We start from the raw sequence: 18,302 nt of genomic DNA, 5'->3' as shown, positions 1-18,302 counted from the left end.
CGAGTTGTTGCTGCAATGGGTTATTGACGACCTTCATGGCGCCCAGGTTGCTCTGAGCGCGGCGACCGCGGGACCACTCGAACCCGCTACCGCGTGCTGGTGAAGCCCGGCTTCGTAGCGAAGTCTTGCAGGTGCACGTCAAGTGTCAGGCGTTGCCTCAGGAGGCGTCCGAGCCGACGCTCCACCCACGTGTGGACAAGCGCGGCCAGACCCAGCATGCAGATGACGGACACCGCCATCGAAGGCAACGGCCCCAGCCCCGGAACTGCCTTGATCAAGCCCTTGGCCAAGGGAATTCCGATGCTTTGGTGGACTAGGTAGAAGGGGTAGGTGAGCCCCCCGGCGGTGACCAGCCAACGCCATTGCAGTCCCGCCAGCCGTCCGACACCGGCCAGTGCCAGCAGCCCGAGACAGAGTGTGACTATGGCCGCGCACACGGCCCAGGAGGGCCGGCCCTCGCCGGGGGACGTGGTGGCATGGTCGGCCACCCGGAGTTCGAGCACGGTGAGTTCGTAGCACCAGGCGAAACCCAGCAGAAGCCACAGCAGGAGGTTCCGTCCGAACCTGCGCATGAGGTAGAGCACGATCCCGGCGACGAAGAGGCCGATGTACCGGGTCAGTACGAATTCGTTGAGCAGTGGCGAGTGAAGTTCAAGGGTGATGACACCGGCCAGGAGCCAGGCTCCGCAGAAGGCCACCATCCGCCGATAGGACAGACCGGAGACGAGCAGCACGGCCATCAGTAGGTAGAAGCGAGCCTCCACCCAGAGTGTCCAGCTGACTCCGCTGACCAGTTTGACCCCCAGTGGCCCCGGAACCATCGTCAGGTTTCCCAGAACTGTACGAGTGTCGATGTGCGTGGCGGCAGGCCAATGGCCCATCCGTGCGACCAGGACAAATACGACGACCAGGAGCACCGCGCACCAGTAGGCCGGGAAGAGCCGTGCTATGCGGGAGACGGTGAACTGTGCGGGAGTCCGTCCCCAGCAGCTCATGCAGATGACGAATCCGCTGATGACGAAGAAGAACTCGACGCCGAGCCAGCCGTAGCGGCTGACCTCATGCAGGAACGGGGCGAAATCCCTGAGCTCGGTCTTTCCCCAGAAGTGCGGGGTGGGCGTTCCTAAAAAGTGATACGCAGCCACCATCACCGCTGCTACCAGGCGGAGCCCGTCTATTGCGGCCAGGCGCGTCTGAGTGTCCACATTCCGGGGGCACCTCACTTCTTGGCGGCCATCAGAATGTCGTAGCCGATCCTGTGGGTGGCGGCGGCACGGTTGTTGCGCGGTTTCTTCGGTGACTTGGCGTCGGCGGGCATGGTGAAGTGACCTCCGTACTGAGGGAATCGTTGAGGAGGGGCCCGGATCGAGGGGGACCCCTGATGAGGGAATGGCAGACGCGATGCTGCGGCGCGGTCAGACGCGGCGGCGCAGAAGCAGCACGGTGGCGGCCGTGAGCAGGAGGGCGAGGCCGCCGAGGACGGCGGTGTCGGTCCACTGGAAGGTCCAGTAGTCGCCGGCCGGGTTGGCTTCGTAGAAACGGGCGACGTACCCGTGCTGCGCCATGCACTCCCTGAGCTCGGCGCCCGAGGGGAAGGGGCAGTTCAGTACGTCGTCGTGGCGGCCGGAGGCGGTGATCAGGCCGTAGTGGCCGGTCGACCACTTCTCGCCCATCGGCGGCTTGGGAACGCTGCCGGCGCTTACGTACGTATGCGGCGAGACCAGCAGGCGCGTCCTGTGCGTCCACTCCAGCAGCAGGGTCGTCGCCCCGGTCACCAGGAAGGTCAGGCCCATCGCGGCCAGGACCCGGCGAGCCAGCAGACCCAGCAGCGTGCCGGCCGCCAGACCGAAGAGAGCGGCGGCCACGACGCGCGGGCCCGAGCCGCTCAGGGCCGTGTTGTCGTACCAGAACAGGCCGTAGCTGCGGTCGGCGGCGGGTCGCCACCACCATGCGAACACTCCCGCGAGCAGGCCGGAGACGGCCACCGTGGTCGCCGCGGCGAGGGCGATCCGGGAAGCGAACCACTGACCGCGGCCTATGCCCTGGGCAAGGACCATGCGGTGCGTGCCCAGTTCCCGGTCCCGGCCCAGCAGCGGGGCGCCCCAGAAGACGCCGATCAGGACGGGCAGGGCGATGTTCAACATCCCCAGGTACTTCAGCGGGTCGGTGTCCAGCAGCACGGGCAGGCCGGTGTCGGGGCGCGTGCAGTACAGCGGCCCGGTGCCGCAGTGGTCGAACAGCCCGCTGTGCAGGGCGTCCAGCATGCCCGAGCGGGAGTACACGGCGATCGCCGCGGCGGCGGCCAGAAGGGCCGCGCCGACGCCGACCAGCACTCGCTGCTGACGCCACGCGAGCCAGAGGGAACCGTTCCAGAGGGAACCGTTCCGGAGTGAGTCCTTCACGCCGCGGCCTCCGTCCGCTCGGCGTCGGCCGGGCGCACCGTGTCGTCGGCGTGGAGGTAGCCGATCAGGATGTCCTCCAGCCTGGGCCGCTCGACGTGCCAGTCGCCGCGCAGTGGCCCTTGCTGCCGTACCAGGGCGGTCAGCTGTCGGCCACCGGCCCGGCGGTGTATGACGGTGTGTCGTGCGGCCAGGGTGTCGGCCCGGTCGGCGTGCCCGGTCAGTACGGCGTGGTTCTCGCGCAGTGCCTCGGCGTCCTCGCTCAGCTCGATGCGCCCGTCCCGCAGCACCAGTACCCAGTCGCAGGTCTGCTCCAGTTCGGGCAGGACGTGCGAGGACAGCACGATGCTCGTGCCGCGCTCGGCGGCCTCGGCCATCAGCGCCGCCATGATCTCAGCGCGCGCCACGGGGTCGAGGTCGGCCATCGGCTCGTCGAGCAGCAGCAGTTCGGGCCGTTTGCCGAGCGCCAGGGCGAGCGCGACGCGGGTGCGCTGCCCGGGGGACAGTTCGCCGACACGGGCCGCGAGTGCGATGCCGCCCTCGCGGACGGTCCGCTCGGCGGCAGCCTGGTCCCACGAGAAGTTCAGCTTCCGCCCCATCCGCAGGGTGTCCGCCACGGTGAAGCGGGGGTAGAGCGGCTTGTCCTGGGTGAGCAGAGCGACCCGGGCACGGGCCTCGGGAGTCCCCGGGACGGCGTCCAGTACCTGTATCTCCCCGGTGCGGGGGCGCAGCAGGCCGCCGGCCAGGTGCAGCAGGGTGCTCTTGCCGGAGCCGTTGCGTCCGACGAGGGCGGCGACACGGCCCCTGGGCACGGTGAATTCGCAGTCCCTCAGGGGCCAGCCGCCTCGCGCCCGGTACCGGAATCCGAGTCCCGTGGCGCGCAGCGCGGCGGGCGCGTCAGGCCCGGTCATGCGTCCTCCTCTTCCGCTCCCGGTCGCCCGGGGTGTTGCTGTCTGTTCTGCTCGTTGTCGTAGGCGTCCAGGGTGGCGGTGACCAGGGCGAGGATGTCGGCCCGTTCGAGTCCTGCCGCCCGTGCGCGTGCCGTCCAGGCGGCGAGGTCCGCGCGCAGGGGCGAGTCGTCCTCCGCACCGGGCCGCGCGAGCGACCGGGTCACGAAGGTCCCCAGCCCGCGACGCAGTTCGACCAGACCGGCCTGCTCCATGTCGCGGTAGGCCCGCAGCACGGTGTTGGGGTTGATGGCGGTCGCCGCCACCACCTCCCTGGCCGTGGGCAGCTTGTCCCCGACCCTCAACGTGCCCATCCGAAGCGCCCGTTCGGTCTGCTCCACGATCTGCACGTAGGCCGGTACGCCGCTGCCGCGGTCGATCCGGTACTCGATCACATCGCCTTCCATGACCACAGTGTGCTCAGTACGCTTGTGTTAATGAATTAATACAAGCATGGTGGAGCCGTGGCAGGAATGTCAACCATGAGCACTGCCCGAGCGGCCCTCGTCGCCCCTGTTCCGCCGACCCTCACCGCGGCGGCCCGGCAACTCTGCCGGGCCGGCAGCCCTGACCCTTCGGCTGTGACGCGTGCGGCGGACAAGGGCCGGACCTTCCATACTCGGGTCGCGCCGCTGTAGGTGAGGGGTCTCGCGTTCCCACGTCTCAGGACACAGCCTCCAGCCCTCAAGTTATGCTCAATTCACTGGTCTTGATTCGAGAACTCATGCGAACATCGCGTGGTCTGCTGCCATCCGACCAGGTGGCGGGCATGATTCAGGGGGAATCTCCATGCTCTTTTCGCCGAAGTCGCCGGCGTACCGCCATGACCACCGCGCACTGGCAGCTGTCGGCGCGGCGCCCGTCTCATCGAACCGGGCTTTTCCGTGCGAGGCTGTGCAACGTCCGGCCCAGCTGGGACACCACTGCCAAGTCTGAGCGCACCTAACCATGTTCCTAGGTGCTACTCACCAGCGAGACCGCTGAAGACCCCGCGAAATAGGGCCCAACTCCGCGGTGGCCGGTTTCGGCACGTGCGATAAACCAGACAGCGAAATTCCCAGTTCGGTAGCGCGGCAGAGCCGCCACCAGCACCACCTCGTGACATCAAGGGAATGGCGGCCGTAGTGCTGCTCCGTGCCGTTGCGTGCGACTGACCACCTTATCCATCACGCCACCGCCGGCTTTCCGCTGAACCACTCGGGACAGTAAGCAAATTCTGGCACCCCGTGAGTCGGCGGAGAGTCGATTCTTCGTGCTCAGATTCCGTGAAACCCACAGGAGTGGAACGTTGTCGTATCGAAGACACCTGCCAGTCGTCGCCGTGCTGTGCGCGGCCGTGCTCGGTGCTGCGGCCCCGACCACATGGGCCGTGTCACCGTCACCGTCACTGCGTCCGTCCTCCGTCGCGGACCCTGCCACGCCGACCACCACGAACAAGCCTCGACCAGCCGCGTCAGCGTCCGCGGCTACGCGGAGCCCCTCTGCGGTCGTCTCTCCGCCCGCAGTCTCATCCCCGTCTGCGACCCCATCCCCGTCTGCGACCTCGTCCCCGTCTCCGGGTGCGGCTGCGGGCCAGGAGGCTCAAGAGGCTGCCAAGTACTGGACCGCACAGCGCATGGCCGACGCCCAGCCGCTGGACACCCTGCGGTCAACACCGTCCGCCCACAAACACGCAACGTCAGCGGCGGGGAACGCCTCTCAGAACGGCACCCTGTTCGGCGGAACCCGTCTCGTAGGAACGTTCTTCGGCTCCAGCAGCACAACCGGTACGAACTGGTCGTGCACCGGCAGCGTGATCGATACCCCGGCCAGGAACGTGATCCTCACCGCAGCACACTGCGGACTTGGTTACAGCAACAACTACATCTTCGTACCGAAATTCATCAAGGGCGCGGGACCCGACCAGCAGCCCTACGGCATCTTCCACATCCAGCACATCTTCATCGACCCCCGCTACATACCTGACAAGGGCCATTCGTCGACCAAGAAGCCCTGGTCCGATCTGGACACCGCGTTCGCGCGCGTCTCGGCCAATCAGCGCGGCCGACAGCTCCAGGACGCCGTGGACGGAGGGCTGACCTTCACCCAGCCGACCGGCTACAGCCACAAGGACATCACGGTCGTGGGCTATCCGGGCAAGGACCACAACGGGGCCGGACAGGCCATCAAGTGCACCGTACCGACGACGCAACTGCCTGGGTTCCGTCAGATGTCGATGACCTGTGGCGGCTACTACGGCGGCGTTTCCGGCAGCCCGTGGATCACCGACTACCAGGACGACGCACGCTCCGGCCATGTCATCGGCAACCTCGGTGGCTACAACGGCGGCGGCAACGACGCGAACGTCGACTACATCAGCTATGCCCCGGCGTTCGGTTCCGACGCCGCCAACCTCCTCGCCGACGCCATAGCCGACCGGGAGCCTCCGTCCAACCTGCCCCCGTACCAGGGCATCCAGGCGAAGCTCCCTGGAGGAGCGGCGCTGTGGCAGCACGCGAAGCTGCTGGCCTCGGGCGACTACACGGGGACCCGCCGCAGCGACATGATCGTCGTCTGGTCCGACGGCGAAGTCACCCTGTACCCCGGTGACGGCAAGGGCGGGTTCCTCCCGGAGAAACGGCTTCAGGCGCCCAACTCCACCTGGACACACGCGGAAACCATCACAGGCGGAGACTTCACCGGCTCCGATCTTTCCGATCTCATGGTGCGCTGGTCCGACGGTGAGGTCACCCTCTACCCGGACGTCAGCGCTTCGGGCATGAACAGAGAAGTCCAGATGGCGCCCTCCGGCTCCATCTGGAAGAACGCAATTCAGATCTCGGCCGGGCAGTTCCACAACGGCAAGTACGCCACGGACCTGATGGTGCGCTGGGTCGACGGCGAACTGACCCTCTACACCTATGTCGGTGCCGGCACCTTCGGGACCGAGAACCGCCTTCTGGCTCCGAACGACACCTGGAAGAACGCCACCTTGCTGACCAGTGGGAACTTCAGCGGCAAGGCCAACTGGGACGTCCTCGTACGCTGGGTGGACGGCGAGCTCGACACCTACGTGGCCACCTCGACCGCGGGACTCGGCGCCGAGGCCCGCATGCGCGACCCCAACGACCTGTGGAAGCACGACCTGGTCATGACGGCAGGCAACTACACGCCCAATTCCTTCAACGACGACCTGATCGTTCGTTGGTCCGACGGCGAGACCACCCTGTACGCCGATACTGCGTACACGTCCCTGGGTACCGAGAACACGCTGGTCTACCCGGGCACTTGACACTCACAGCAGTTCCGCAGGACCCAGCGGCCGCCTCGCGTGGCACCGGTTGCGTGCGCCGACCGGGTAAGCACTGTCGGGCGAGGCGGCCCGCGCGCACTGATACACAGAATTTTCCGGCCGCTGCCTGCGACCGCGGCGCCCAACCGTTCGTCAAACGGATAGACCATGCATTCAGGGGGGAACCATGCGAGCGACCACACGTCTCACCGCCGGGTTGGGAGTGCTCATGGTGGGCTTGGCTGTGACGGCCTGTGGCCACGAAGCCGGAGAGGGCAGGACCACCACTCACGCAAGTGGCTCGGCGAGTCCGTCCGTTCCGTCCGCCACTTCCTCCGAGGCTCCGCAGTCGACCGAGTGCCGAACCGGTTCTTTGACGTGGACGCTGGTCCTGCTCCCCGCGAAAAGCAGTAGTCGGCGCAACGCGCTATTGACCGCCGCCAACAATGGGCCCAAGGCATGCGTGTTCGCCGGATACCCGGGTTTCAGCGTCCACAACGGGAAGGCGAACAGCCTTGAGGGCGTCGGCCACGGACACCCCAAGCCAATCACTCTGCACAAGGGGGCAGGAGTAACGGTCGACCTTCAATACACCCCCCGCGGTGCGAAAGGCGCCGGCGACTATTGCGTCAATGAGGGCGAAGCGCTGGTCTCGGCGCCACACAACCCCGACCGTGAGCGCACGAACGTCCCAGTCATGGACACACATCATGCAGCGGCACAGATCGACGCCTGCGGCGACTCCATCTCCCTGTCACTACCGCATTACACGGCGACACCCACAGCCACTACGAGGTGAGTCCGTGGCCCACGTGGGGAGGGCGGACCACGAGTTCTGGGACCCTTCCGCCACGCCGCAGGTCACCGGGCCACGACGCTGAGGGTCGGCCCGGTGATGGACATGTCGCCGCTGAGCTGGGCGACCTGTGAAACGGTCACGTTCTCGAAGGTGATCGTGCGGGTGGGAACAGCGGGGTGGGAGAGCCACGGGGGCAGCGTGTCGGGCGTGACGGTGACGCGGCGGTCCGCCGGGAGCGGATCGCCGCCCAGTCCGACGAGCGTGCCGGACAGCTTCTGGGTGTACAGAGTCACCACGTCCTTGCCCTTGACCGTGGACGTGGTCGCGGGCTTGGCCCGCAGACGCACCGCCGCGCGGCCGCGGCCCGACGTCAGGTCGAGGTCGCCCAAGTCCAGCGACCGTGCGGTGAACTTCAACACCCGCTGGGACCCGGCCGCGGTCCGGACGGTGACCACGCCGCGGAAGGCACTGCCGTGGAGCACGAGTCTGTCCGCACGCAGCACCCAGGGGACGTTCGCCGGACGGTCCGGCAGTCGGGCGACCGGCGTGCCGACGCCCGCTGGTGCCTTGGACGTGTGGGTGCCGCCAGGGGCGAGCAACGCCTTTGAGGCCGCCGGTGTGGCGAGCTGCAGGACCAGGGACAGGGCGGCCACCGCCAGCGCGCAGGCGAGGGGCCGCAGCACTTGGCCGGCCGAGTGGCTCTTCACCGCACTGTTCAGATGACAGGAACCGGACTCCGGCCCGCTTGCCGCACAGCCGGTCAGGGCGTCACTTGCCACCGTGGTCCTCACCCGCGGGGCTGGGGGTTGGCGCACGGTTCGCTGCGGGTTGCGACTCGGCGGCGCCCGTCGGAGGAATCCAGGCACAGGCCAGGGATCCGCCGATCAGGCCGGAAACCAACCCGATGAGGAGGCCCCCGAAATTGGCGACGGGAAACGAGATGAGGGCAAGCAGAATGACCGTGATCCCTGCGAAGACGCGCACCTGCTGGTGGAACCAGAGGGAGATGGCCAGGGCCACGAGCAGAACCCCGATGATCAGCGACCCCGCGCCTGCCGAGGTCGACAGTGCCAGTGGGATGGCGCCGAAGTTCAGGTGCGCGTACGGAAAGTAGAGGATGGGCAAGCCCGCTGCGAGGGTGAACAGTCCTGCCCAGAAGGGACGTGCGTCCCTCCAGGTCCTGAATCCTCGTCGGGCGTCGGTGGCGGCGACGCGCAAGTTCCGGCGTCTGCCGAATCGTTCGAAGAACACGTGGGCTTTCCATGATGTTCGGCGGGCGGGAGTGTGCGACGAGCGGGCGCGAAAGGCGCGTGTTTCGTACAGCTGAGTCAGAAGCACTCGTGGTGGCCTTGCCTGAGGCGCACATCGAGGTCCGGAACGTTGAACGTGGCGGCCGAGACCGCGACCGTGGTGAAGTGCACGTCGGTCAGGAAGGCCGAATCCGCCTGCTGAGCGAAGCCGTTGGGATCGAAGAACCGGGACTTCCTGTCCTCCCGGCTGATCGGGCCCTTGCTGACCGCTCCCGCCGCCACACCGATGTCGAGGTCGTCGAAATTCGCCTGGCTGCTCGACAGGGATGTCGCGTCGAGGAACAAGTTCTTCGCCTCGACCCGCCTGCGTTCGCCGCCGGTGACCCTCAGCGTGTACGGGCCCAGGACCGGGATCGGGACCACCACGGACTGGCACAGCCCGCTGATCTCCGCACGGCTGGCCCCGGTGACCACGACCGGCACCAGGGCGCCCTTCCTGCTCACGTCCACCATGCCGTAGATGCTCAGACCACGGACGTCCAGAGTACCCAGGGCCACCTGGAACTTCTGGCCGGAGATGAGGAACGACGCGGCCAGTGCTCCTTGCGCCATGCCGATACCGAGGGCCGCGGCGGCCACGGCACTCGGGACGAGAATGCCGGCAAAGCGCTTCCAGGAGGTCCTGCCGGCGCGGTGCAGCATCCCGTCTCCTCCAGTCATGAGATGGACCCGCCGTTGCCGGACAGGGGTAGGCGACGTCCCTTTCTCTAGTGGCGGATCCTAGGCTTCCCGGCGCGGCAGGCGACGGCACGTCGGGTCGGCCGGACGGGTGATGCGGTTTCCGTTGCGGCATCCGGATGACACGCGGTGCGGTGACGCCGTCGATGTCTGCGATCTCCCGGGTCTACGGCGGTAGGCGCCAATGACGACTTGTCGCAGGCGCCACTACTTCATGACCGGGGAGTCCGCCATTCCTGGAGATCTCGCCAGGCCGTGGCTCACGGTCTCCCCGCACCCCCGGGGCGGGCGGCCCCAGGGGACCCGCTCAGGCCTTCCGTCCGTCGTCGGCCTCTCTGTGCATACCCGTGCACAGAGCCCAGACGATGAAGACGTTGACGGCGACCAACGTCAGGGCCCACAGGGGGTAATACGGCACCCACAGGAAGTTGGCGATCGCGCCGAGCCCTGCCACGGATACACCGAAGAAGCGCGCCCACAGCGCTCCGCTGAGCACGGCGCAGCCCGCGAGGACGATGACGATGCCCAGAATGAGGTGCACCCAGCCCCAGCCCGCCAGACTGAACTCGAACGCGTAGTGACGCGTCGCGATGAACAGGCTGTCCTTGGAGATGGCCGCGATTCCTTCGAAGATCGCCATCGCACCACCGAAGATCATCAGTGCCGCCGCGAAGACGGTGGTGTTCGATGTGGGCGCATGCCACGGGCGCGGGTTGGCATTGGCCGTTCCCGATCGGACGGCGTCACCGGCCATGTCGGCCTCCTTGGGTGGCGGGGCCATCCGGTCAGCCGAGCTCCCGGAGCGGCGTGATCCCTCTCAGCCTGGCACGACGACACTCCGTCGGCATTTTGGAGCTGTGGCGCGTCGGCTCCGTCCATCTGGCCGTCGCCGTCGAGGAGCCGCCGGCCGACGAGACTCCGCCTGCCCTCGTCGCCGCCACCGAGGCGTTCGACCGCTGGGAGCGGTTGCTCGCCGAGGCGCTGCGCGAGCACGGCGCCGCCCCCGGCCAGGCTCCCGGGCTCGCGACCCTCATCGTGGCATCTGTCGAGGGCGCCATCGCCATGTGCCGCGCCAAGCGCAGCATGGAGCCCCTGGACCAGGTCGCACAGCAACTCGAAGCCCTGATCCTCGGCGCGTTCGACGGGCCGGCGTGACAGGCGTCCCGGTCCGAGGATTCGGGACGCCTGCCAGGGCAGTCCCCAGGCGCTGGAACCCGACCCGCGCGGCCGGCGCGAACCGGCCGGCCTCGGGCACGAGCACCGCGTCCGTCGACAGCGAGAAGGGCCGGCTCAGGAGGGGTTTCCTCCGGGGCCGGCCCTTTCCGTCGTTCCGGTCAGCAGAACGCGGGCGGGATGCTCTGCTCGTACTGGAAGACGTTGCGGGGGTCGTACTTCGCCTTGGTCTTGCGCAGCCGGTCGAAGTTGGATCCCCAGTAGGCGGTCTCCCAGTCCTGCATTCCGACGTTCGGCACGTTGACGTAGGCGCCGTCCACGTAGGGCCGTAGTGCCTGGCTGAACTCGGCGATCCAGGCCTGGGCCTGCGGGGTGAGAGGGTCGCAGACACCTGGTTGTCCTGTCCGAGTCCCCCAGCCGGCGCCGGGTTCGGAGTAGAAGAGCGCGTCGCGATGCGGGAACGCGGTGCCGCCGCGGGGGCTCTTCCTGACCGCCCCGCCGAAGGCCTGGGTGAAGAAGTTGCTGTCGTCCGTGGGGGCGTCCTGCATGAATGAGGCGATCAGGCTGATCGCTTTCTTCGGGAACGGCTTTCTGGTGAACTGAGAGAAGAACTTCCAGTTCGCGGGCTCGTCCGCGGTCGGAATCTGGAATCCCGCGTACACGTCGCCCCAGTTACCCACCTGCACCGAGACCTGGGGGTCGCCGACCGACAGAATCGGGGCCAGCAACTCGTTCGCCTCTTCCGGCGATCCTTCAGCGAGGACCGCGAACAGCAGGATCTGGTTTCTGTGGATCTCGACCTGGGTTCCGAGGCGGTTGTCGGCGGTCGGTGCCGTGCGCTGCCATGCGTCGAAGACCCCGTGCAGGTCCCCGATTCCCTTCCAAGTCGCCTGCACATAAGTGACGCTCTTCAGCGGAGCCGCTTGGTAGGTGAGTGACGTGACGATCCCGAAGTTGCCGTTCCCCGCCCCGCGCAGCGCCCAGAGCAGGTCCGAGTGGTTGTTCAGGTCCGCCTTGACCACCTTGGCGCACTCGGCACCCGACGCGACGACGACCTCGGCCCCCACAAGACTGTCGCAGGCCATGCCGAGGTAGCGGGTGAGGAAGCCGAGACCACCGCCGAGCGTCGCACCGGACAGGCCCACGCTGCCCTCTGTCCCGGTCGTCACCGCGAGGTCCTTCTTCGCGAGCGCGGTGACGGCCTCCAACTGGTTGAGCCCGGCCCCCACTGTCGCGATACGGGAGGCGGTGTCGATGTGGACCGACTTCAACTCGCTGACGTCGATCACGATGCCGTTGTCCACGTTCGACCAGCCCTCGAGGCTGTGGCGGCCGCTCCGCACCCGCAGCGCGACGTCGTTCTGCCGCGCCCACGTCAGGGCGTTGACCACGTCCTGGGTGTTCTGGGCGAAGACGATGACCAGCGGATAGTGAGCGAAGTACTCGTCCCAACCCAGGCTCGCACTCGCGTACCCGGGGTTCTCGGGACGGACGATGCGACCGGTCAGCTTCGCCGGCTTGCAATTCGCGCCTTCGGCCTCTTCGGTCGCGGCGCTCGCGCCCGGGGCTTCTGCGGCCGCGATGCCCGGGAGAACCACCGCGCCGGCGCCGGCGGCCGCCGTCGCTTTGAGCAGGCCGCGACGAGAATAATCGTGCATGGTCTGTATCCCTTGTATGGAAAGCCCTTGGGGTCCGCACAGTAACAAGGGCGACCATGGCCATTTGTCCGACACGCTAATCGAGGAAGATGGCGGCATTCCGAAGGCGGATATGTGCAAGCGGGCATGAATCAGCCTGCCGCCGATTTCGAGTATTTCGATCCTCTCAGCCTGAATCCACCGACTTGATTTCTGCAGATGAACAGACGGACGGCCCGGGTGTGGAACCCGGGCCGTCTCAGGGGCAACTCTCAGGGGCAACTCAGCCGCGGTGGCTCGCCCGGGCGAGGGCGGGCACGAAGCGGAGGGCGTCGACGGTGCCGACGCCGGTGGCCATGTCGTAGCCGTTGACGGCCTTGTAGCCGGTGACGCCTTCGTAGCTGTTGTTCGTGCCGTCGTTCACGTCGACGATGCCGGTGCTCTTGTCGTGGTGGGCGGCGCGCTTGGAGAGGGCGTACAGCGCCTCGTTGATGTTGCCCACCCGGTGGCCGGCCGCCTGGTCGGCGAGGGCGATGATGCCCGAGAAGAGCGGGCTGGCCTCACTGGTGCCGCCGGTGACGTCCCAGCCGATGGCGGTCGGGTCGTAGCTGGAGTAGATCCAGGCGCCGCCGTTGACCGCGGCGGCCAGCGACACGTCCGGGGTGCCGCGGCGGGCACCGACGACGTTGTTCACACCGTTCTGGAAGGCCGGGCGGGTGAAGACATGGGACTGGCCGCCGCCGCCCGAGCCGTAGTCGTTGTAGACGCTGTCGGGCTTGACGCGCCGGCCCTTGTCGTCCAGGTGGAGCTGGGTGCCGCCGATGGAGGTGACCAACGGGTCCGACGAGGGCCAGGAGTTGACGCGCTTGTTGTAGTAGGTCTTGCCGTCCGCCTTCAGGTCGGTGGCGCCGCCGTCGCCGGAGGAGGCGAGGACGGTCACGTGCTTGCGGTTCGCGTCCTGGAAGGCGTAGCGCAGCTTCTTGATGCTGGAGAAGTCGCCCTTGTCGAAACCGGGGAAGGTGTCCTCGGTGGCGCCGAAGCTCTGGCTGATGACATCGCCGACGCCGTGGTCGATCATGTGCTTCTCGGCGTCCATCATCTCCGGCAGACCGGTGACGCCCTCGGTCTCGGCGACCGCCGTCTCCACCAGGACTATCTTGGCGTCGGGCGCCACGGCGTGGGCCATCTCGACGTCGAGGGTGGTCTCGCCGGCCCAGCCGGTCATGTCCGAGTTCTTGGGGTCGAACACGGGGACCTTGCCCCACTTGACCACGTTGACCTTGGTGCTGCGCAGACCGAACTGCTTGCTGTAGACGTCGAGGTCGTGCTGGATCGTCGGGGAGCCGAACGAGTCGACGATGACGATGGTGCGCCCCTTGCCCGTGATGCCCTTCCGGTACAGCGCGTTGAGGTCGTACGCGGTGCGGTACTGGAGCGGGTTGTAACAGGCGATGTGCCACTTGGCCTGGCACTGCTCACTGGAGAGCGGGCTCGCCACGTCGCGGACCAGGGTGTGCCCGGCGATGGCCGGGACAGCCTTGGTGTGCGGTACGGCGGCGGGTGCGGCGGTGGTGACGCCGGCCAGCGGAGCGGTCGCCAGCGCGGCGACGGCGAGGGCGGCGGTGGCGGCCGTGGAAGCCGCGACACCGCGCCCGGCACGGGATATGTGCATGAATCCCCCTGGGTGGTCCTGAGTTGCACGGAGTGGTCTCCGTGCATCTCATCGAGTGAGACATGCACAGGACAAGACCATTGAACTGTCGATGCCGAACCCTTTACCCAAACAGCACCTTCGGTGCGAACGGCCTGCCTGGCCAGCACATTCGTGGCGCGCGGAGGAAGCCGACGCCCGTACGGCCCTCACAGGCTGCTCATGGGGCCTGCCTGAGGAGCTCCTTCATGCCGTACGGGTACAGCCACGGGCTGTGGTCACCGGCTTCGAGTCGGTCGAGCGCGACCAACGCGTCCGCCGCGGTCTTGCAGCGCGGATGCCGTGTGGCGAAGGCGGCGATGCGGGCTCGCTGGGTGGGCAGCCAGGCGGCGATCACCTGAGGGTCGCCGTCGTACCACCACGTGAACCGGAAGTCCTCCCACAGGAGTTCGGTCGCCCAGTCGAGGCCGAGGCGGACGAGCCCGGCGTCCGCCTCGGAGCCGGAGAGCCCGGCCATGTGCTCCAGCCACGGCTCCAGTTCACCCGTCGCCTGCGCGATTCCCGCCAAGAGGTCGGAGATGTCCGAGGGAGACCGACCGTCGACCAGAGCCATGGCCAACAGCGCGCGGAAGGCCTCCTCCACCACGGCACGTTCGGGCGCCGGCCAGTCGACGAACCTGGCCCCGTCCCGGCCGAGATGGCCGATTTCCGCGGACGGATCGGTGCCGTGGCCCTCCGGCCCCCAATAGCGCAGCGCACGCGGCATGAGACGACGCCACAGGACGACGTACTGGTCCGCGTCCCAGTGGCTGGCGACCTCACGCATGAAGTGTCCGAGGAGATCGTCCGATACGTCGGCGGGATCGCCACCGAGAATGCGCAGCTCCGACTCCGGAGTGCAGTAAGTGCAGCCGTCCACCGGGCTGTCGAGTCCGGGAGGTGACGCGAAGACCCGGTCGGCCTCGGCGAGCGCGTGCCGCCACCGTGCGTACGGATCGAGGTCAGGAGAAACGGCCATGGCACGACCTACCGCGGGGACTCCACCAGGGGGGACCCGGCGAAGAGATGAACTCTACCCGTCAAGAGCGCGGCGTCGGCGGCTGCGGGCCGAACGCGGCGGTGTTCAGCGAGCGCCGCATGGCCAGCGCGATCGGGCGCTCGACGAAGCGGTGCACGAGGTACGACAGGACGATCAAAGCGGTCACCGTGGCCACGACCAGCGCCGAGGGGTCGATGCGGTGGCCGTAGTGGTGGGCGACGGTCATTCCGATGGTGTCGTGCAACAGGTACAGCGGGAAGGTCATCGCGCCCGCGACGGTCAGCCCGCGCCAGCGGATCCGGCGGGTCCCGCCGAGCGCGATGGCGCCCATCAGCAGGAAGAACACCGTGGTCACGAGGATCAGCCAGCCGCGCCACGGCGACCAGGTGGCCCAGTTGACGCGGCCGCCGTGGGGCGCCAGCAGGAAGTGCAGCGCAAGCAGCCACGACATGGCGACGATCCCCCACAGCAGCGGCGTCGGCCGGTAGCGGTGCATGAGGTAGAAGGCCATGCCCGCGATGAAGTACGGGGCGGACGTCGGGTTCACGATCAGCGTAAGCAGCGGGATGTGAGCGCTGGGCGCCAGCACCGCGGCGACCGTCCACAACCCGCAGAAGATCACCACCCGCTGGTGGGTGAGGCCCTTCCACACCACGACCGCGAACGTGAGGTAGAAGCAGAGTTCCGGCCAGAGCGTCCAGTAGACCGGATCCAGGTTGGCCACACCGAGGGGAGTCTGCAACATCGTGAAGTTCGCGAACAGCACCCGCGGGTTGGGGTGCCCGAACGGGGTGTCGGCGAAGTAGATGACGCACGCCGACACCACGATCGCGATCCAGTACATCGGGTACAGACGGGTGACGCGTGAGATGAAGAAGTCACGCGGGGTGCGCCCCCATGCGCTCATGCAGATGACAAAGCCGCTGATCAGGAAGAACAGGTCGACGCCGAGCCGTCCGAAGGCGAAGTAATCGTGCGCCTCCGGGAAGGTGCTCCGGTACGGGCGACCCCAGACGACGACCATCGCCCCGGGGGTCTGGCCGACGAAGTGGAAGAGGACCACCGACAGCGCGGCCAGGAATCGCAGCCCGTCCAACGCGGCGAGCCGGTCCTTGCGGGCGCCCGGTCCGACCGGGATCACCCGGGGCGCGAGGGCCGCCTGCGGCAACGGCGCCTCCTCCACGACCGCCGCCTCGAGCCCCTGTCTCGTGGCCACGCCGGCCAGTCCCCTGCGATCATCCGCCTGGGTCATACGTCCCCCGTTCCAGGGTCGTCCTTCTTTTGCGGACAGGCCGCAGAAGCCCCCGATCACGTGCCCGACGGCCAAATGACAAGGTTGCCGGATTTGTGCCCTTCAGGAGGGATGACGGCGCCGCCGAGGCCCACGGAATGGCGCGTACCCACTGTCCACCGCGCAATACGGGCCTATCCGTGTGAGCCAGGCCGCATACGGCGGGGTCCGGGGCAGCGGTGTGCGGTGTCTCGCGGATCAGCGGGCAGACAGGCGAGGACGGGGCCCTGCGGGCCGGGAGGTAGGCCGAAGGGCGGGGTCTAGGTCCTGTCGTCAAATTCCCGTCGTCCGCCCGAAGGGCGGGCCCTGCGGCGTCAGGTGCGTGCTCTCGGCGTGCCGGGCACAGGCCCTCGTACTGGATGTACTTGGGTCTGTGCCCGGTGCGGTGAGAGTGCGTGCATGGCGTCGCGGGGCAGACGGGAATTTGACGACAGGGCCTAGAGCAGGCCCAGGTCGCCGAGTTCCTTGTGGAGGTCGGCGCGCGGGTTGTCGGCGCGGGGCTGAAGGGCGCCGCGGGTGGTCGGGCCGGTGCCGCCGCCGGAGCGGGTGTCCTTGGCGGGCCGGGGGCGTCGGTCCCGGAAGAGCCAGGCCCCGACCAGGCCGCCGATCAGGCCGCCGAGGTGTCCCAGCCAGCTCACCCCCGGCGTCCCGGGCACCGCCACGGTGAGCATGTAGGCGAAGGAGGCCGCCATGACGACACCGATCAGCGTGTCGATCAGGTGCCGGTCGAAGAGCCCGCGTACCACGACATAGCCGAAGTACCCGAAGATCAGGCCGCTGGCGCCGACCGTGTCCACGTTGCCCTGCTCGAGGAACCAGACCGTGAGACCGCTGGTCACCACGATGAGCAGGCTCAGCCCGAGGAAGCGGACCACCCCTCGGTAGGCGGCCAGGAATCCGAAGACGAACAGCGGTCCCGAGTTGCTCTCGATGTGTGCCCAGTTCCAGTGCAGGAAGGGTGCGGTGAGGATGTTGGGCAGCGTGCCGATGTCGCCGGACACCACTCCGTGGTCCCGCGAGAGTGCGTAGTGGTCGGCGAAGTTCGCGAGCTGCGCCAGCCAGACCAGCGCGAGGAACCCGAACATCACGAAGAACGCCTTCCGCGCCTCCTCGATCATCTGCTCGGGACCCATCGGCTCCGTACCGACCCGATCCCGCTCCGCCCCGCCCATGGCACGCTCCCCTCCCCGGCGGATCCGCATCCGCTCCACGACCACACCCCCAGAATGCCAGCAGCCACCGGGCCCGGACCCCAACTGTCGGGGCCAGATTGTTGACGATTTTGTGTACCCATCCTACGGTCGGTAACCATCTCCAAGGAGAGCGGAGGGCTCAAGGAAGCCCGAGACGCTCCAGGAGTTCGAGACCGAAGGAGTACGTACGTGTCCCCAGCTACCGGCAGTGCCAAAGGCAGCGGCGCCGCGGCCAAGGAGCAGGCCCTCGTCGCGCTGCGCAGGGCCATCCTCGCCGGTGACATGGTGCCAGGACAGCGCCTGGTCGAGGCCGAGTTGGCCGAGCAGTTCGATGTCACGCGGGCCAGTGTGCGGGCCGCGCTGGTCGATCTCGCCGCCGACGGTCTTGTGGAGCGGATCCGCAACCGCGGTGCCCGGGTCCGTACCGTGTCCGTGAGCGAGGCGGTGGAGATCTACGAGTGCCGCATGGTGCTCGAGGGGCTGTGCGCGGCCAAGGCCGCCGAACGGATCACCGATGCGCAGAGCACGCAACTCCTCGCGCTCGGCGAGCAGTTGCGCGCCGCCGTCCAGGCCGCCGAGCCCCTGAAGTACTCCGACCTCAACCGCCAACTGCACGACTTCGTCAGGGACATCTCCGGCCAGGACACCGCCGCCGAACTCCTCACCCGCCTGAACGCGCAGATCGTCCGCCACCAGTTCCGGCTGGCCCTGCAGTCCGGGCGCCCCCAGGTCTCCCTGGGCGAGCACCTCGCCCTCGTCGAGGCCATCGCCGCGCGTGATCCGCAGCGCGCCGAGGCGGCCGCCCGCGCTCATGTGGCCAGCGTCATCGAGGCCCTGCGCGCCGTCGAGGGGTCCGGGACGGGCAAGGCCTGACGTCAGGGGGACGATCAGGCTCTCGGCCCCGAGGGAGACCG

At 67.9% G+C, this 18,302-nt stretch carries 17 protein-coding genes; 4 read left to right on the top strand and 13 right to left on the bottom strand.

Annotated elements, in window-relative coordinates:
- Nucleotides 1-86: 86 nt before the first annotated feature.
- The 4 genes from ACFVWD_RS18055 to ACFVWD_RS18040 form a co-directional block, all read right to left on the bottom strand.
- Complete coding sequence (locus tag ACFVWD_RS18055; RefSeq protein WP_389597174.1) at nt 87-1,205, bottom strand: acyltransferase family protein; 1,119 nt, start codon at nt 1,203-1,205, stop codon at nt 87-89.
- Between the two features lie 210 nt (nt 1,206-1,415).
- Nucleotides 1,416-2,402: a transporter gene (locus ACFVWD_RS18050; protein WP_389597172.1), complete on the bottom strand. Its 987-nt coding sequence runs from the start codon at nt 2,400-2,402 to the stop codon at nt 1,416-1,418.
- The gene (locus ACFVWD_RS18045; protein WP_389597170.1) at nt 2,399-3,310 is read right to left on the bottom strand and encodes an ATP-binding cassette domain-containing protein; all 912 of its coding nucleotides are present in this window, start codon (nt 3,308-3,310) and stop codon (nt 2,399-2,401) included. Before ACFVWD_RS18045 ends, ACFVWD_RS18050 begins: the two co-directional genes overlap by 4 nt.
- Nucleotides 3,307-3,753 carry a GntR family transcriptional regulator gene (locus tag ACFVWD_RS18040; protein ID WP_389597168.1) on the bottom strand — a complete coding sequence of 149 codons (447 nt, stop codon included), beginning with the start codon at nt 3,751-3,753 and terminating at the stop codon, nt 3,307-3,309. Before ACFVWD_RS18040 ends, ACFVWD_RS18045 begins: the two co-directional genes overlap by 4 nt.
- A 1,208-nt stretch (nt 3,754-4,961) precedes the next feature.
- Here ACFVWD_RS18040 and ACFVWD_RS18035 point away from each other — a divergent pair.
- Both ACFVWD_RS18035 and ACFVWD_RS18030 read left to right on the top strand, forming a co-directional pair.
- Nucleotides 4,962-6,617, top strand: coding sequence for a trypsin-like serine peptidase (locus ACFVWD_RS18035; protein ID WP_389597167.1), 1,656 nt, complete (start codon nt 4,962-4,964; stop codon nt 6,615-6,617).
- A gap of 187 nt (nt 6,618-6,804) precedes the next feature.
- Nucleotides 6,805-7,416, top strand: coding sequence for a DUF4232 domain-containing protein (locus ACFVWD_RS18030; protein WP_389597165.1), 612 nt, complete (start codon nt 6,805-6,807; stop codon nt 7,414-7,416).
- Between the two features lie 62 nt (nt 7,417-7,478).
- Here the strand turns inward: ACFVWD_RS18030 and ACFVWD_RS18025 are convergent, their stop codons facing one another.
- The 4 genes from ACFVWD_RS18025 to ACFVWD_RS18010 form a co-directional block, all read right to left on the bottom strand.
- Nucleotides 7,479-8,195 (bottom strand): hypothetical protein, encoded by a 717-nt coding sequence (locus ACFVWD_RS18025; protein ID WP_389597163.1) that lies wholly within the window; start codon nt 8,193-8,195, stop codon nt 7,479-7,481.
- Entirely contained in the window at nt 8,185-8,541 is a 357-nt protein-coding gene (locus ACFVWD_RS18020) for a DUF6114 domain-containing protein (RefSeq protein WP_389597162.1), read from the bottom strand. Before ACFVWD_RS18020 ends, ACFVWD_RS18025 begins: the two co-directional genes overlap by 11 nt.
- 203 nt (nt 8,542-8,744) lie before the next feature.
- Nucleotides 8,745-9,368, bottom strand: coding sequence for a DUF6230 family protein (locus ACFVWD_RS18015; protein WP_389597160.1), 624 nt, complete (start codon nt 9,366-9,368; stop codon nt 8,745-8,747).
- Between the two features lie 343 nt (nt 9,369-9,711).
- The gene (locus ACFVWD_RS18010) at nt 9,712-10,158 is read right to left on the bottom strand and encodes a hypothetical protein (RefSeq protein ID WP_389597158.1); all 447 of its coding nucleotides are present in this window, start codon (nt 10,156-10,158) and stop codon (nt 9,712-9,714) included.
- A gap of 53 nt (nt 10,159-10,211) precedes the next feature.
- Here ACFVWD_RS18010 and ACFVWD_RS18005 point away from each other — a divergent pair, with 53 nt between their 5' ends.
- On the top strand, nt 10,212-10,559 hold the full coding sequence (locus tag ACFVWD_RS18005) for a hypothetical protein (RefSeq protein ID WP_389597156.1): 348 nt from the start codon (nt 10,212-10,214) through the stop codon (nt 10,557-10,559).
- 179 nt (nt 10,560-10,738) lie between these two features.
- On the opposite strand, the gene ACFVWD_RS18000 is transcribed toward ACFVWD_RS18005, so the two are convergent.
- From ACFVWD_RS18000 to ACFVWD_RS17980, 5 genes are all read right to left on the bottom strand, one after another.
- Entirely contained in the window at nt 10,739-12,235 is a 1,497-nt protein-coding gene (locus tag ACFVWD_RS18000; protein ID WP_389597155.1) for an FAD-binding oxidoreductase, read from the bottom strand.
- A 262-nt stretch (nt 12,236-12,497) separates the two neighbouring features.
- Nucleotides 12,498-13,886, bottom strand: a complete 1,389-nt coding sequence (locus ACFVWD_RS17995; protein ID WP_389597153.1) for a S8 family serine peptidase — start codon at nt 13,884-13,886, stop codon at nt 12,498-12,500.
- Nucleotides 13,887-14,085: 199 nt separating this feature from the next.
- Complete coding sequence (locus ACFVWD_RS17990; RefSeq protein WP_389597152.1) at nt 14,086-14,883, bottom strand: hypothetical protein; 798 nt, start codon at nt 14,881-14,883, stop codon at nt 14,086-14,088.
- 61 nt (nt 14,884-14,944) lie between these two features.
- Nucleotides 14,945-16,120 carry an acyltransferase family protein gene (locus ACFVWD_RS17985; protein WP_389597151.1) on the bottom strand — a complete coding sequence of 392 codons (1,176 nt, stop codon included), beginning with the start codon at nt 16,118-16,120 and terminating at the stop codon, nt 14,945-14,947.
- A 512-nt stretch (nt 16,121-16,632) separates the two neighbouring features.
- On the bottom strand, nt 16,633-17,367 hold the full coding sequence (locus ACFVWD_RS17980) for a rhomboid family intramembrane serine protease (RefSeq protein WP_389597149.1): 735 nt from the start codon (nt 17,365-17,367) through the stop codon (nt 16,633-16,635).
- Nucleotides 17,368-17,577: 210 nt separating this feature from the next.
- On the opposite strand from ACFVWD_RS17980, the gene ACFVWD_RS17975 reads away from it, so the two are divergent.
- Nucleotides 17,578-18,261: a GntR family transcriptional regulator gene (locus ACFVWD_RS17975; protein WP_389597147.1), complete on the top strand. Its 684-nt coding sequence runs from the start codon at nt 17,578-17,580 to the stop codon at nt 18,259-18,261.
- The last annotated feature ends 41 nt before the right edge of the window (nt 18,262-18,302 follow it).

This window comes from Streptomyces sp. NPDC058086 (assembly GCF_042885015.1).
Classification (GTDB): Bacteria; Actinomycetota; Actinomycetes; order Streptomycetales; family Streptomycetaceae; genus Streptomyces.
Note: the sequence above shows the minus strand (reverse complement) of the source record. Positions and strands in the feature narration are given on the sequence as shown.